Origin of the sequence: Vibrio sp. J2-4 (assembly GCF_021728155.1) — a bacterium.
Classification (GTDB): Bacteria; Pseudomonadota; Gammaproteobacteria; order Enterobacterales; family Vibrionaceae; genus Vibrio; species Vibrio diabolicus.
Genome location: NZ_JAKKCN010000003.1, coordinates 864,056 through 877,524, shown reverse-complemented (window position 1 = coordinate 877,524; position 13,469 = coordinate 864,056). Strand labels below are relative to the sequence as shown.

At 46.2% G+C, this 13,469-nt stretch carries 13 protein-coding genes; 2 read left to right on the top strand and 11 right to left on the bottom strand.

Annotated features, from left to right (window positions below):
* Positions 1-13: 13 nt before the first annotated feature.
* Genes L3V32_RS14085 through L3V32_RS14055 form a run of 7 tightly spaced genes read right to left on the bottom strand, consistent with a single transcriptional unit; the run spans position 14 to position 6,646 of the window.
* Positions 14-805: a LytTR family DNA-binding domain-containing protein gene (locus L3V32_RS14085; protein WP_065645241.1), complete on the bottom strand. Its 792-nt coding sequence runs from the start codon at positions 803-805 to the stop codon at positions 14-16.
* A gap of 15 nt (positions 806-820) precedes the next feature.
* A complete protein-coding gene (locus L3V32_RS14080; RefSeq protein WP_114322673.1) occupies positions 821-1,843 on the bottom strand; it encodes a sensor histidine kinase in 1,023 nt (340 codons plus the stop codon).
* A complete protein-coding gene (locus L3V32_RS14075) occupies positions 1,844-3,190 on the bottom strand; it encodes a hypothetical protein (RefSeq protein WP_237284553.1) in 1,347 nt (448 codons plus the stop codon).
* Between the two features lie 45 nt (positions 3,191-3,235).
* Positions 3,236-4,021 (bottom strand): outer membrane lipoprotein-sorting protein, encoded by a 786-nt coding sequence (locus tag L3V32_RS14070; RefSeq protein WP_237284552.1) that lies wholly within the window; start codon positions 4,019-4,021, stop codon positions 3,236-3,238.
* Positions 4,014-5,282 (bottom strand): ABC transporter permease, encoded by a 1,269-nt coding sequence (locus tag L3V32_RS14065; RefSeq protein ID WP_237284551.1) that lies wholly within the window; start codon positions 5,280-5,282, stop codon positions 4,014-4,016. Before L3V32_RS14065 ends, L3V32_RS14070 begins: the two co-directional genes overlap by 8 nt.
* Positions 5,270-5,968: an ABC transporter ATP-binding protein gene (locus L3V32_RS14060; RefSeq protein ID WP_237284550.1), complete on the bottom strand. Its 699-nt coding sequence runs from the start codon at positions 5,966-5,968 to the stop codon at positions 5,270-5,272. Before L3V32_RS14060 ends, L3V32_RS14065 begins: the two co-directional genes overlap by 13 nt.
* A 9-nt stretch (positions 5,969-5,977) precedes the next feature.
* Positions 5,978-6,646 (bottom strand): hypothetical protein, encoded by a 669-nt coding sequence (locus L3V32_RS14055; protein ID WP_017189795.1) that lies wholly within the window; start codon positions 6,644-6,646, stop codon positions 5,978-5,980.
* Positions 6,647-7,053: 407 nt separating this feature from the next.
* Between L3V32_RS14055 and rodA the strand changes: the two genes are divergently transcribed.
* Entirely contained in the window at positions 7,054-8,136 is a 1,083-nt protein-coding gene (rodA, locus tag L3V32_RS14050) for a rod shape-determining protein RodA (RefSeq protein WP_005392081.1), read from the top strand.
* A 73-nt stretch (positions 8,137-8,209) separates the two neighbouring features.
* On the opposite strand, the gene L3V32_RS14045 is transcribed toward rodA, so the two are convergent.
* The 3 genes from L3V32_RS14045 to L3V32_RS14035 all read right to left on the bottom strand — a co-directional run bounded on the left by L3V32_RS14045 (position 8,210) and on the right by L3V32_RS14035 (position 11,267).
* A complete protein-coding gene (locus L3V32_RS14045; protein WP_005392082.1) occupies positions 8,210-8,926 on the bottom strand; it encodes a YebC/PmpR family DNA-binding transcriptional regulator in 717 nt (238 codons plus the stop codon).
* Positions 8,927-9,061: 135 nt separating this feature from the next.
* The gene (locus tag L3V32_RS14040; RefSeq protein ID WP_005374484.1) at positions 9,062-9,271 is read right to left on the bottom strand and encodes a DUF3283 family protein; all 210 of its coding nucleotides are present in this window, start codon (positions 9,269-9,271) and stop codon (positions 9,062-9,064) included.
* Positions 9,272-9,371: 100 nt separating this feature from the next.
* Positions 9,372-11,267 carry an ATP-binding protein gene (locus tag L3V32_RS14035; RefSeq protein ID WP_237284549.1) on the bottom strand — a complete coding sequence of 632 codons (1,896 nt, stop codon included), beginning with the start codon at positions 11,265-11,267 and terminating at the stop codon, positions 9,372-9,374.
* Between the two features lie 68 nt (positions 11,268-11,335).
* Between L3V32_RS14035 and L3V32_RS14030 the strand changes: the two genes are divergently transcribed.
* Entirely contained in the window at positions 11,336-12,091 is a 756-nt protein-coding gene (locus tag L3V32_RS14030) for an ABC transporter substrate-binding protein (protein ID WP_006740908.1), read from the top strand.
* Between the two features lie 71 nt (positions 12,092-12,162).
* Here L3V32_RS14030 and ribA read toward each other — a convergent pair whose 3' ends face one another.
* Positions 12,163-13,224, bottom strand: coding sequence for a GTP cyclohydrolase II (gene ribA, locus L3V32_RS14025; protein WP_074190277.1), 1,062 nt, complete (start codon positions 13,222-13,224; stop codon positions 12,163-12,165).
* Between the last annotated feature and the right edge of the window lie 245 nt (positions 13,225-13,469).

Here is a 13,469-nt window from a genome sequence, read left to right as displayed (position 1 = left end):
GCAGTTCTAGCGATTACATCCCTTTGAACAAACTTTGAGATGCACGGCTCACAGCGAGCTTGTTTTCCCCAATGTGAACAAACATTCTTCCAGCAAAGTCTTTGTTTACTTTGCTAATTTTGCACACTTGCACCACGCTTGAACGGTGCACTTGCCAGAACTGTTCTGGGTTAAGCTGCCCTATCAACTCTTTCAACGATGTGCGAATCAAATACTCCTGCACTTTACCTTGTCCTTGTTGGGCATACACAGAAACGTATTTTTCTTCCGCTTTGAAATACAGCACATCAGACGTGGCGATCAGATGAATATCTTCCCCTTGCGTTGCTTTGATCCACTGAAGATATTGCGGCGTTTGTGGCGCGGATAATTGTTGTAACTGTTCTAACAGGCTGTTCATCTGCACATTGCTGCTTTCTTGCTCTCGCTTAGCAAGGCGTGCTTTCACTCTTTCACACGTCGTCAGGAGGCGCTCATCCGAGATAGGCTTGAGCAAATAATCGGCGGCATTTTGCTCAAAAGCTTTGATGGCGTAATCATCGTACGCAGTGACAAACACAATCAAAGGTGGATTGGCGAGTTGATTGAGTTTTTGCGCTAGTGTCATGCCATCCAAAACTGGCATACGAATATCAAGAAACACAATGTCAGGTTGGTTGTGCTTAATAGCTTGCAACGCTTGTTCACCATCCGCGACTTTGGCTATTACCTCTAGCTCTGGCCACACTTCAGCTAGGCTTTTATCAAGATGACGCCTCAATAACGGTTCATCATCAGCAATAATGGCAGTAAACCCTGTATTCATTCCTTTCTTCCTTGCTTACGATTCCATTGGCCAGCTCAAGCGAACACAAACGCCACCCTGAGCAGACTCACTGATAACAACCTCTCCTTGCCCTGCGAACAAAGCTTCAACTCGCTGTTTGAGATTACTCAAACCCACGCCGGAGCCCATGTGCCCACTAACGTGATTTAAGCCAACACCTGTGTCTCTGACTTCAATCTGCAAGTTCTGTTGTTCGCGCTTGATGAGCAAACTGACTTCGCCGCCTTCTCGCTTTGGCTCAATACCGTGAACAATGGCATTCTCCACCAAAGGTTGCAACATCATCGGTGGCAGTTCTGTTGTTCCTAAACCGTCTTCTACTTCAATTTTGTAGCTTAGACGTCCATCCAGACGTATCTTCTGAATACTCAAGTAGGCTTCAATTAAGGCAATTTCATTCTCAATCGTGGTGTGCTCTTCACGTGAGCTTTTTAGCGTCGCACGTAATAGTGCGGTAAGTTGATCCAACATCTGCTTGGCCTTATCAACGTCCTGGGACATCAACACGCTGATATTTGCCAAGGTATTAAATAGGAAATGCGGTTCAATCTGGCTTTGCATCTGTTTAAGCTGACTTAGCAACAGCGCACGTTCCTGCTCTGCCTTTTCACGCTTGATACTCTCTAATTCACGCTGAGCAATCGCTTCTTTCTCTCGTGAGTGAAAATAAAAGTAACACATGCCGCTGAATAACAAGCCCATCAGCAACACTGGCAGCATGCCCGAAATGCCGAAGTATTCACCGAGCCAAAACTGCGCATTAATGACGCCAAACAACAAACAGGCGGTCAGTGACAAAGCAATTTCTAGTCTACGAGGGATGCTAGGAAACAACTTGTCGACTAACCAAGAGAAGAACAAGGCGGAGTAACCAAAACCAAAGCTCACCAATACATGTACATAGTAAGGACCACCCCAAACAGACAATGTCATTACCGAGATAAACAAACAGAATAAAGTCGTGACAACCACACTGCGTAGCCATCCACTTTCTACCATTAACTTAGCTGAATACATTTAGAATTTCCCTTTGATGTTAAATACAATCATATGCTTATCATTGATTTGTGCGTAAGTAGATTGGTCGTCTCCGGTTAAAAAGCGTGCGGCAACTTCCACTTCTACACTTTGATCGCCGGTATCAATCCATTGGTAGTTAAGCCAATGCGTGACAATCACACCGCCATCTTGCGGCGACAACATCACATCCAACGTGGGTGTTATATCGCTTAACCAGCCCATATCCGCTTTACCGTTCCATGCAGCCCATGCTTCTACATCCCAACTCCAGTGCAGCATTACGTTATGCTGAACGATATTGGCATGCTGAAACCCTTGGGCGTAGCTTGTCGCAAGTAGAGCGCTGCTAGCCAACAGAGAGTTGTTAGGATCAGGGATCTGAGAAAGTAATTCGCCACGCTCCATTGCTTGTTGCCATTCGCTTTTCGACCATGCTCGGCTGTCGTACCAATATTCAGCAATCACGTTGTGTCCGGCTTGGTTTGCCCAGTTCACCCCAACTAAGGCTTGGAATGCACTGCCCTGCTCCTCAACCGAAACGGGTTGGTAAAGATCGTCTTGCTGAAACTGATAGCCGACACTTTGCTTTTGCCACAGCATTGATCCGTGCATGGCGATGGATTCATCCCACACGGCAATGGCACTGGCGCCGAGTAAACCTCGGCGCACATCATCGTAATAACCAATAAGTTGATACTCGGAGTCACCCACCAGCGCATAACGACGAATACCAATACCTTGTTGCTCTGCGGCTTGATCAAGTGCTCTTTGGTCTTGTTGTCCCCAGCTTGAATCCGTCGCTATGACGGTCCACTCGCCGGCCATATCGTAGTGTGAAAGTGAAAACACACCCGCACCTTCTTCTGCGACTAAGCCAACAGGGTTTTGTCGATAAGGCTTAAACAGATCCAAAGGTCGGTAGCCATAACCCACGCCCCAATCCACGCGCAACTTACCCAAACTCACATCAAGAGTGGTATCACCGACTTGCCACTCCCCTAGCCAAGCCAGCTCTCTAATCAACAGTTGATTATCAGCTTCACTCCACCAATCACTCTCTCCTTGTTGATCGAGGTACAAACCTTGGCTGTACAGAGCGAACAAGCCACTGAAGTTTTGATAGTTCACCTGCACATCCAAGAGTGCATTAAGTGAATCACGAGAACTGCTCTGCACCTGCATAAATGCGCTGTCACGCTGCTTGGCAGTTTCGTAACTGACAGCCCAATCCCACTCAAAACTCAGTTCATCATTGGCAAAAGCAGGGGCTGACGCGCCCACACACAATGAGGCAGCAATCAACAAACTGGGGCTTTTGTTAAGGTTAGGCTGGTGCGATTTCATGTGACTTCCTTGCTCGTTTTCATGGTTCTATTTACGGAGTTCAGGCTAAAGCTGAGTCGTATTGGCTTTCGGCAAATAACTTGGGTTGTAGAACTTGTTATCCAGCTGCCAAGACACGATTTCTTGGTACTCGATAACGGTCTTTTTGCTCGGCTGAATGCTATCAAGCAAGGTCATCTCACTGACATAGTCTTCACCGTTGTCGGTTGCACGTCCGTATTGCGCTTGCTTGGCGAGTTTGCCCGAGCGCAAGTAAAGATCAGCTTTGATTGGAAACGCATCTTGCTCAGACAACCACAAGTCGATCTTCTGATAGCTCGCCCCTTTGGTTTTCGCGGTTAAAGCAAGATGATAAGCCGCGACACTTTCTCCGTTCACCGAAACGGTTTCTGTCGCTATCCATTCACCTTGATAGTCTTGGCTCCACGTCAGGGTTGAGATGTCGCCGATAGACGCTTCCCCAAGTAGCTTTTGCATTGGCGTAATGCGAATCGGACGGCGGCTCTTTGGCATTTGCAGCCAGTAGTTGTCGCCCATCATCAACATCTTTTGCCCAGCTTCGACTGCCGATTTGAACACCACCAGCGATTCACGGTTTGGGCGCGTGTAAACGTGGTAAAGGCGGGTTTTATCTAACTCTTGGTCTTGATATAAGCGCACCAGTGACACCACTTTGGAGGAATCATCTTGCAAGCGGTAGCTATCAGCTTTTTCAATCAATTGCGCGACTTGCTGTGCATCTAGTGCTGTTTCATTCGCACTGGTATTCATGCTTGCAACACCGCTTGCCGTCAGCAATGCAATTGGTAATAGTGATTTGAAATTAAACATAAATCAGTGTCTCCGTAATTGGCTTGTTCACCCCTTTGCGTGCCGAGAAAAACGCCGCAATCAAACAAATCATCAATACTGCGAATCCTGCGACAGCCACCAACTCCCAAGAGAAGTAAATCGTCAATGGGTAACCTTCTGTGCGTCCTGGCGGTGGCGGCATTTGCACATCCACGACCATCAGTAAAATGGTGACTAATGCAGTGAACAAAGCGCCGATTAAGCTGCCAATCACCGCGAGTAACCCTGCTTCGCGCAAGAACCCAGTAATGATTTCGCGAGGGTAGCTACCAAGTGCTGACAAGGTGCCGATTTCACGTGTACGCTCGGTGACCGACATGGTCATGGTGTTGAACAGCGCGACAAAGACCACCAACGCCATTACTGCGCCCATGATGCCGAAGATGCGGTCGTACAAATCTTTCACTTTGAGATAGAAGAACGCACGCTCTTGCCAAGGCGTAATCTCAATATCTTGATCTCCAAAGTTCTGTTTTTGCTTACTCAGAACCGAAGCCACTTGTTGCTCGACTTGATTAGTTAAATTGGTATCGAACAGGAAGACCGATAACGCACTGACTTTGTCGGAGCCCAACAACGATTGCGCGCTGTTGATGTGTACGTAAAGCTGGCGTTTATCAAGCTCAGGCACGCCTGTTGAGTAGATGCCACGCACTTTGAAGTCATACGCGTTCAATGCACCATCGGTTGTGGTCGCCAGTAAGGTAATCCAATCGCCAACGTGCACGCTTAGATTGTTCGCTAAATCAACGCCAAGCATCACTTCTGGCTCTGCAGGGTCATAACGCGATGCATGAATGTTGGACAGCGTCTGCCCTTCGCGCACATCCAAAAACGGTCCTTTCATATCGAATTCGCGTTCGTTAACACCAATGCCGATAAAGATCGAGGACTTGTTGCCGTTGGAAATCAAACCGCTGAACTCGACTCGTGGCTGCACGCCTCGCACTTCGTTTAAGCCAATCAATTGCTTGGTGATGTCGTCGGCGTGAGTTAAACCGTTACTTAGTGGCATCTCTTCTTCTTTAGCGAAGTAACCTGGCGTGGTTAACGTCAGATGCCCCGTGTCACGCGCTGTCGACTCTTTCAAACTGTCGTAGGTGTATAGACCAAAACCACCCGCACTGGTTAAGGCAAACACGGCAATGGCGATGATCAGCATCGACAACAAACTGCGACGGCGATTGCGTTGCAGGTTCAACCAAGCAAGGCGAACGGAAACTGGAATTAGCTTGCCCATGAAACCTCCTCCACACTCTCGTGTATTTGGGTAATCTTGCCATCCACCAGCTCAATGGTTCGATCGCAGCGGGATGCCATGCGAGGGTCGTGAGTGGCGACGATAAAAGTGGTGCCAAGCTCGTGTCCGAGCCCTTTCATAATGTCGATGACCTTGTTGGCAGTTTGGCTATCAAGGCTTGCGGTTGGCTCATCAGCAATCACCAATGCTGGTTTGTGCACTAACGCACGAGCAATTGCCACGCGTTGTTGCTGACCGCCCGACAAGTTATCGGGCATGTGATGAATAAACTCGCCCAAGCCAACGTGTTCTAACATTTGTGTGGCGAGCTCGGTTTGTTCTGCTTTTGAAAAGCCGTTGAGATGCAGCGGATAAGCCACGTTCTCCAATGCCGTCATCACAGGCACAAGGTTGAATTTTTGGAACACAAAGCCAAGCTTTTCACGGCGCATTTTCGCCGCCTGCATTTGCTCGGTTGGGTATGGGCTACCGGCAAATGTCACCTGACCTTGGTATTGAGTATCCAGCATGCCAAGCACGTTAAGTAAGGTGCTTTTGCCTGAGCCAGACGGTCCACACAATGCCACCATTTCGCCGGCAAATACTTCACCAGACACGTCTCGCAATGCACGCACGGTTTGGCTACCAAGGGCGTAATCGCGGCTAAGTTGATTAAAAACGATCATGACGCCTCCCTAATATTTCGCTAGCAGCGCTTTCGCGGTTTGCGTTTCTAGATTGCTATCACCTAACTGCTCCATTTGCGCTAACCATGTTTTGGCTTGTTGAACATCTTCAGCACGCAATGCAGCTTCAATGGCGTAGCGATAAATCCAAGACGTTGCGGCGAAAGGTTGCTGACTAAAACTCGGCTCATCGAGCAATGAAAGGTACAGCTCGTAGCCACGCTCAAAGTGATTGAACATGTCAGGTAGAGAAGTAAATGTGGTGGCTGCCATGGCGGTGGCTAATTGGTATTCCGGCAAGCCTTGTAAGCGCTGTTGCTCTTGCAGTGGTACTGGCTGATTCGCCATTAAATCCAAACCTTTTTGGATAGTGGCAAGACCACGCTCGGTGAACTTCATCTTGTTCCAAGGCATAAACGCCTCACGACCTTGCAACGTCTCCGCACTACCCAAGTAAACCAAGGTCACCGGCGTTGCGCCCTGCTCTTCGAGTTGTTTGGATAGTTCGCCATAAACAGTATCAACTAAGCCAGAGTCGCCTTGCGCTGCTTGGTTGAATTGACTGAGTGTGCGCTCGCTTGGATTAGCCAGCGCCAGATTGCTGCTAAGTGCAAATGCGGCGATAAACGTACTTGCCAGTTTAAGAGCTTTGATTGAGCGAGATTGAGAAACCATCATGTACTGTCCTTAGTTGAACGTGATTTGATGGTTTCAGATTAAGGGAGAAGATCGCACGCTGCTTTTGCATGCGACCAATGGCAGTTATGCGGAGTGAATGGTTGTTTGCTGCGATGAATGACATTCCATCCTTAAAGAGAACATTTATCCCAGCTTGTTTGTAAGCGTCTGTCTTTCACCACAATAGGAATAAAAATACTGGCTTAAAACCTGCGTCTAGTGTATTTATCCATTCCACAGCTTTCCAAGCAGCTTACCCATAACAGACGACATCGACGCTCCTCTCATACACACCTTTGCATGGTGTCTGTTATTTCCAAATAGGATTCTTAGCATCGGAATAGTTCGAACTCTCGAGTTCTGGTTGTTTTCGCGCTCGAACTGGGTGCGTTATTAGGTCGTAGAAAATGAATAAGCGTTTTTTCCCCAGGGTCGATTTGCCACTGCTGATGGCGATCATTCCGATCATGCTATTGAGTACACTAACACTTTGGAGTGCCAGTGGCTTTAATGAGGCCATGCTCTTCAAGCATTTAGCACGCTGCGGACTGACCTTGGTTTGTATATTGGTCATGTCATCGATTCCCGCCGCTAGCTATCAACGCTCAGCTCCATATCTCTACATTATTGCGGTTGCGCTGCTACTTGCTGTCGCTTTGTTTGGCGATAGCACTAATGGCTCTCAACGTTGGCTCGATATTGGCTTTTTTCGCTTTCAACCCTCGGAGCTAATCAAACTCTCGATTCCAATCATGATCGCGTGGATGCTACATATTGAAGGCGGCAGACCAGATAGTAGGAAAATTGCATTTTGCTTACTCATCACTATGATTCCTGCCGGATTAATCGCGCTACAACCGGATTTAGACGGTGCGGTTTTTACCGTCATTTACGCCTTATTCGTTTTATTTTTAGCTGGCATGAGCTGGAAAATAATCGGTGGCTTTGTCGCGAGTATATTAACGTTGGCGCCAATTTTGTGGTTCTTCGTCATGGAGACGTATCAAAAAAGCCGCGTTACTCAGTTCTTGCACCCGGAGTCGGATCCGTTAGGTTCGGGCTACCAAATCATCCAATCTTTAATTGCGATAGGCTCCGGCGGAATGAAAGGCAAAGGTTGGATGAATGCTACGCAAGGAACACTTGGCTTTATTCCAGAAAGTCATACGGACTTTATTTTTTCGACTTATGCCGAGGAGTGGGGTTTTGTTGGTAGTTTAGTCTTGCTCGCACTGTACTTGTTTATTACCGCGCGCGTCATGTTGCTTGCATGTCAGTCTGATCACTTTTTTAGTCGGCTTGTGAGTGGTGCATTAGCGATGAGCTTTTTCCTGTATGCTTTTATCAATACAGGCATGGTGAGCGGCTTGTTGCCAGTAATGGGAAGCCCTTTGCCGTTCTTTAGTTACGGCGGCACGGCCATGCTGACGCAAGGCATCTGCTTTGGTGTGATCATGTCACTGTGTTATTCCAAATATCGCAACGTATAATGCTGCTAGCAAAGAGTGCGATCAAAAAAGGCTTCCCGAGGGAAGCCTTTTTACAACGGTGGAAGCTAAGAAATTATAGCTCTGCGTTGTGGTAAACCTGCTGAACGTCGTCACAGTCATCTAGAAGATCTAGGAATTTCTGGAACTTCTCAGCATCTTCACCCGCTACTGGAGTGTGAGTTTGAGGAACGAAAGTGATTTCTTCCACATCGATCGTTAGATCTGGGAACGCACCATTTAGTGCTGTCTTCGTCTTGAAGAACTCTGTATGAGGAGCGAATACAGTGATCACACCGTCTTCTAGCTCAACGTCAGTTACGTCTACATCTTCCATCATTAGCGTTTCTAGGATGATTTCATCATCGTCGCCTTTGAACTGGAATACCGCTTGGTGATCGAACATGTGAGAAACTGAGCCCTCAACACCAATTTTCGCACCCACTTTAACAAAGCATTGGCGTACATCTTGGAAAGTACGGTTGCCGTTATCGGTCAGACAGTCAACGATAACACTAGTACCGCCAGGGCCGAAGCCTTCGTAGCGCGCAGGTTGGTAATCTTCACCACCGCCGCCACTCGCTTTGTCTAGTGCTTTGTCGATAACATGCGCTGGTACCTGATCTTTTTTCGCTTTCGCGATCAGGTGGCGAAGAGACAAGTTCATGTCTGGGTCACTACCGCCGTTTTTCGCGCACATGTAAATTTCTTTACCGTATTTGGAATAAACTTTAATTTTCGCGCCTGCAGTTTTCGCCATAGAGGCTTTGCGCACTTCAAAACTTCTTCCCATCGGGATGTCTCTCTAAATTCAAATTTAATGCGAAGGATTTTAGCAAAAAGCGAAACCTTTTCAATTTCGCTTAGCAAAGGAATGGGGAGGTTACCTCATTCGCCACATAGTTTTATACCGTTGTCACGATTCGCGTTAAGCGACACCCATTACTCGTTTGTACTTTTCGACCGATTGCTGAAAAAACGCTTTTTCATCAGCATCGTTAATCTTGGACAACTGTTCTTCTATTGCTTCAGGACCAGATTTGGCCTCTCTGAGCTTCCAAACCAAAAACGACGCTTGTTTATCCAGTTCGATTTTGTTTTTTTCATCAGGCGGCAATAGGGATAGATTGAACGACATTTACAGCCTCAAGGTACTTTAAATACTAGCCGCGCACTATAGCATACAGAGTTACAATTGCAGAATAGAAACGCACTTAACTTGATCAATTTCAAGTTAACTATTTGGGACCCGCACTGATTTTCAGCGCTTTTGGTAAAAACTGCTCGAATATTTGATGCAACCGATCTTTGGTCACAGGTTTGGCGACAAACTCATTCATACCGACGTCAAAGCAATGTTGTTGATCTTCTTTAATAACATTGGCACTCAACGCAATAATGGGAACGTGTTTCCCCCACTCTCCCATTTGTCGAATACGCTCAGTAGTAATGAAGCCATCCATCACTGGCATTTGGCAATCCATAAACACCAAGTCAAAAGCTTGCTTCTCACATAGCTGAAGCGCTTCTTCACCATGATTTGCGACGCTCACTCGAACGCCGAGCTTTTCCAACATAATACGGACGACTTTCTGGTTTACGATGGTATCTTCAACAATCAATACCCAAGGTTGATTGCCATGCTGGAGGCTGGTTTCATTATCTTCAACTTTTGGAAACGTCAAAACATTAGGTCGTTCCGTGTAGGTAGACCGTGCTTTTACTACAACTGGAATCGAAAACTCAAAACAACTACCGAGCCCTAACTCACTTGTCAGTTGGATTTCTCCTCCCATTAAGTTCACCAACTGAGCACCAATCGCCAAACCAAGGCCGGTACCACCGTACTTTCTGGTTGTACTGCCATCGGCTTGTTGGAAACGTTCGAAGATAGCTTGTTGGTTCTCTTTCGCAATACCAATGCCAGAATCAACGACGCGAAATCGAATCATGGCGACATCATGCTCTTGACGTGTTAACTCAACAAGAAGCTTCACATGACCACGATCAGTAAATTTGATCGCGTTGCTCAACAAATTGTTCAATACCTGTTTTAAGCGTGCAGCATCACCTTGCACTTCCGCTGGCAAGTGAGGATCAATATCGCTAAGCAATTGCAGATTCTTCTGCTTGGCTTTGACAGTATGTAAGCTGATCACATCATCCAAAATACGGCGCAGATCATAGCTTGCATTTTCTAATTCGACTTTACCTGCTTCGACTTTAGAAAAGTCGAGAATATCGTCGATGATCGTCATTAAAGAGTGAGAAGAACTATCGATGATCTCTACAAACTCTTTTTGCTGAGGATCGAGTTTGGTGTCACCCAGTAATGAAGCGACACCAATAATGCCATTCATCGGTGTTCGAATTTCATGGCTCATGGTGGCAAGAAATTCACTTTTTTTGCGGTTGGCGACTTCCGCTCTATCTCTTTCTTCTTCAAGCTCAGTCTGATGTTCACGGACTTTCTCAACGCTTCGGTTGTATTTCTCCGCCAACACACTCACTTCATCAAAACACCAACGCTTTGGGAGCGTAACTTTGCTTGGGACCTTCCCGCCACTAAAATCGCTCACGGCGCCGGAAAGCAGTTGGAGAGGATTGACCAAGAGGCGGAAGGCGACCCAAAGCACGCCAATTATGAGCAATAGGATCTTGATCGCTTCTGTCGTGAGCAAGAAAAAAAATTGTTGCCAAAGATCTTCATAAATCGAGCTCAGATCCGCCTGAACAGTCAATGTCGCCAGATCATAGGTTTTATCACCAACACGATATTGCATCGGCCAACTTCTTTCTACGACATCCTCAGAAAGAGCGGTGCCCAATTCGACGATAACTTCATCTTCATTAGCGATACGTAAATAATCCACAGAGGGCATGCGCATTGCGCCCTCTGCTTGAGTGAGTAACAGCTCCCTATCCTCCACCCATAAGCTGGCAGAAAAGCTCGATAAGTAACTGGATTCGACCTGCTTTAGCTCGACGTGCAAATGGGCTAAATCTTCGTTAAAAACTCGATATAAACTCACAGCGGAAATGATGACAGTAAAGATTAAACTCAACGTTAACACCGCCAACATAAGTTGGTTGCCGATACTAAATCGACGTTGAGATCGCTCTTTTTCATCCATATGAAATCGCTCCGATAAACTTGCGCTACTCTAAATATAGCCACGCGCAAATAATAATCGAGGATACGATGAAAAGACTTCTACTTAGATTGGCTTTTAGTTTTATTGCGATAGGAACTTATGCTACTGCCGCTGAAGTGAACTATTACGTTATCGCCGACCAAGCAAGGCCATTTCAAATAGAACAACAGGGGCAAATGCATTCCGGGATTGTGACTGACATCGTCAGTGCCATTTTCGCTGAATCGGATTATCAGGTGAATTATCATACTTATCCGTTTAAACGAATGATCTCCATATTAGAAGAAGGTGGCGAACCAAACTGGCTAACTTACGGCAGCCCAAATTGGGGCAAGGTGCAATCAGAAAACTTATCTGAAGAGCCCATTTACACTGTAAAACATGTATTGGTATCGAGTAGTGAGAAACCGTTAGAGTTCAAGAATATGGACACCATGCATGGCCGATCTATCGTATTACTACTCGGTTTTGATTATCCGAATTTAATCCCATTCTTTGAGGATGGTAGTGTGAATGAAATACGCGTTAAAGATTATGATGCCGCATATCGAGTGATAACCCGAACACCAGGAGATACAGCCTTCGTCGAAATGGAATCACGCGTTATGTACAACTTAAAACGCCTCAATTTGTCGCTAGAAGATTTTCAGATCCAATCTTTCGACTCAGTTATCCCTGACTACTCGATCTATTTGGCCTTTTCGCCCCAAATGCAGCCAGAAACTCAGGACTACATTAATACACGTTTGGCTGAGTTAAAAACATCGGGTGAAATTGATGAGATCATTCAAAGGTATCAATAAATGACCTAACGAATGAAAACGCCAACGATTCTATCGTTGGCGTTTTCATCTATTGAGACATAGATGATGCTTTACTTGGTGTGATTGACAAACTTAGGATCAAACATGTGCCCTAATTTACTCGCCTTAGTTTGCAAGTAGTGTTGATTGCTTGGATTATTACCTTCTTGCAAGGGCACACGCTCAATGACGTTGATATCAACCGCTTTTAACGCAGCCAGCTTACGTGGGTTGTTCGTCATTAGTCGCACCGCATCAATGCCCAAATGCTCTAACATCCCTTTACAGAATGCGTAATCACGCATATCGGCAGCAAAGCCCAAACGTTCATTGGCTTCTACAGTATCGGCGCCATCGTCCTGGAGGTGATAAGCTCGAATTTTATTAATCAAGCCAATACCACGTCCTTCTTGACGCAAATAAAGCAGTACACCACATCCCTCTTCGACAATATTTTGTAGCGCCCTATTGAGCTGAAAACCACAGTCGCAACGCGTACTAAACAAGGCATCGCCAGTAAGGCACTCCGAATGCAACCGAATAAGCGGTGCAGCGCTGCTTGCAGGCTCTCCATACACGAGGGCAAGATGCTCTTTGTTCGTGGCAGTTTCAACGAAGCCATACATCATAAATGTGCCCCATTGGGTAGGCAATTTGGCTTTATCGATGAACTTCACGAGATTGTAGGGCTCGACATGTCTCAGCTCAGCCCGAACGTTCATCAGAATTTCTCCTAAATGATTTTCTCCTTTACCGTCTCCCCCATCCCCCCAAAAGGCATCTTTGTGAGAATGCTCTGTGAGACAAGCGTTACCCGTTCTCATTAACTGCTGCGCTAAAGGTGGATTTTGCAGAAACTTTTCTCTAACGATGAAAGCCATAACGGCCAACTTCATATCCTCCCAGTCACTTCTGACGAAATGTTCGTATTTTCGGCTTAAGGCGAATGCTTCATCGGGAGTGCTCGCGTGTTGAATTTTGCTTTGTAACTGCGCATCGAGGAACTTTTGGGCTTGATAATAATGTTCGCTGGTGGGCCAAGTTTGGGAGGATATATTGACTGGGGCATGGCAAAAATTGGAAAGAAAACCGTGGGGCTCATCGGGCTCATAAAAAAGGATTTGGTCAACCATACTCGCGCTCCTTGCTTTGTGGTCGCGATAATCAACAAAAAGCATATCGCTATTGATATATCTTTTAGTAACGCTAGGTAAGATTGTCAAACTTCTACACAGATGAAAATGAGTTTGGATCTAGAACTTTTTAGGTGAAATAGAGGTGAATTAGAACGTTTGGATAAGAAAAATAAAGAGATGTGAGATGTTGTGGTGAGACGCAATGGCTAAAATGGAAGGAAAAATAAAAAGGGCAGCCCGAC

Coding starts and splice junctions, on each gene's coding strand:
- L3V32_RS14085 (WP_065645241.1), bottom strand. CDS start 805: ATGAATACAGGGTTTACTGCCATTATTGCTGATGATGAACCGTTATTG.
- L3V32_RS14030 (WP_006740908.1), top strand. CDS start 11,336: ATGAAAAGACTTCTACTTAGATTGGCTTTTAGTTTTATTGCGATAGGA.
- L3V32_RS14035 (WP_237284549.1), bottom strand. CDS start 11,267: ATGGATGAAAAAGAGCGATCTCAACGTCGATTTAGTATCGGCAACCAA.
- L3V32_RS14040 (WP_005374484.1), bottom strand. CDS start 9,271: ATGTCGTTCAATCTATCCCTATTGCCGCCTGATGAAAAAAACAAAATC.
- L3V32_RS14055 (WP_017189795.1), bottom strand. CDS start 6,646: ATGATGGTTTCTCAATCTCGCTCAATCAAAGCTCTTAAACTGGCAAGT.
- L3V32_RS14080 (WP_114322673.1), bottom strand. CDS start 1,843: ATGTATTCAGCTAAGTTAATGGTAGAAAGTGGATGGCTACGCAGTGTG.
- L3V32_RS14065 (WP_237284551.1), bottom strand. CDS start 5,282: ATGGGCAAGCTAATTCCAGTTTCCGTTCGCCTTGCTTGGTTGAACCTG.
- L3V32_RS14075 (WP_237284553.1), bottom strand. CDS start 3,190: ATGAAATCGCACCAGCCTAACCTTAACAAAAGCCCCAGTTTGTTGATT.
- ribA (WP_074190277.1), bottom strand. CDS start 13,224: ATGGTTGACCAAATCCTTTTTTATGAGCCCGATGAGCCCCACGGTTTT.
- L3V32_RS14045 (WP_005392082.1), bottom strand. CDS start 8,926: ATGGGAAGAAGTTTTGAAGTGCGCAAAGCCTCTATGGCGAAAACTGCA.
- L3V32_RS14060 (WP_237284550.1), bottom strand. CDS start 5,968: ATGATCGTTTTTAATCAACTTAGCCGCGATTACGCCCTTGGTAGCCAA.
- L3V32_RS14070 (WP_237284552.1), bottom strand. CDS start 4,021: ATGTTTAATTTCAAATCACTATTACCAATTGCATTGCTGACGGCAAGC.
- rodA (WP_005392081.1), top strand. CDS start 7,054: ATGAATAAGCGTTTTTTCCCCAGGGTCGATTTGCCACTGCTGATGGCG.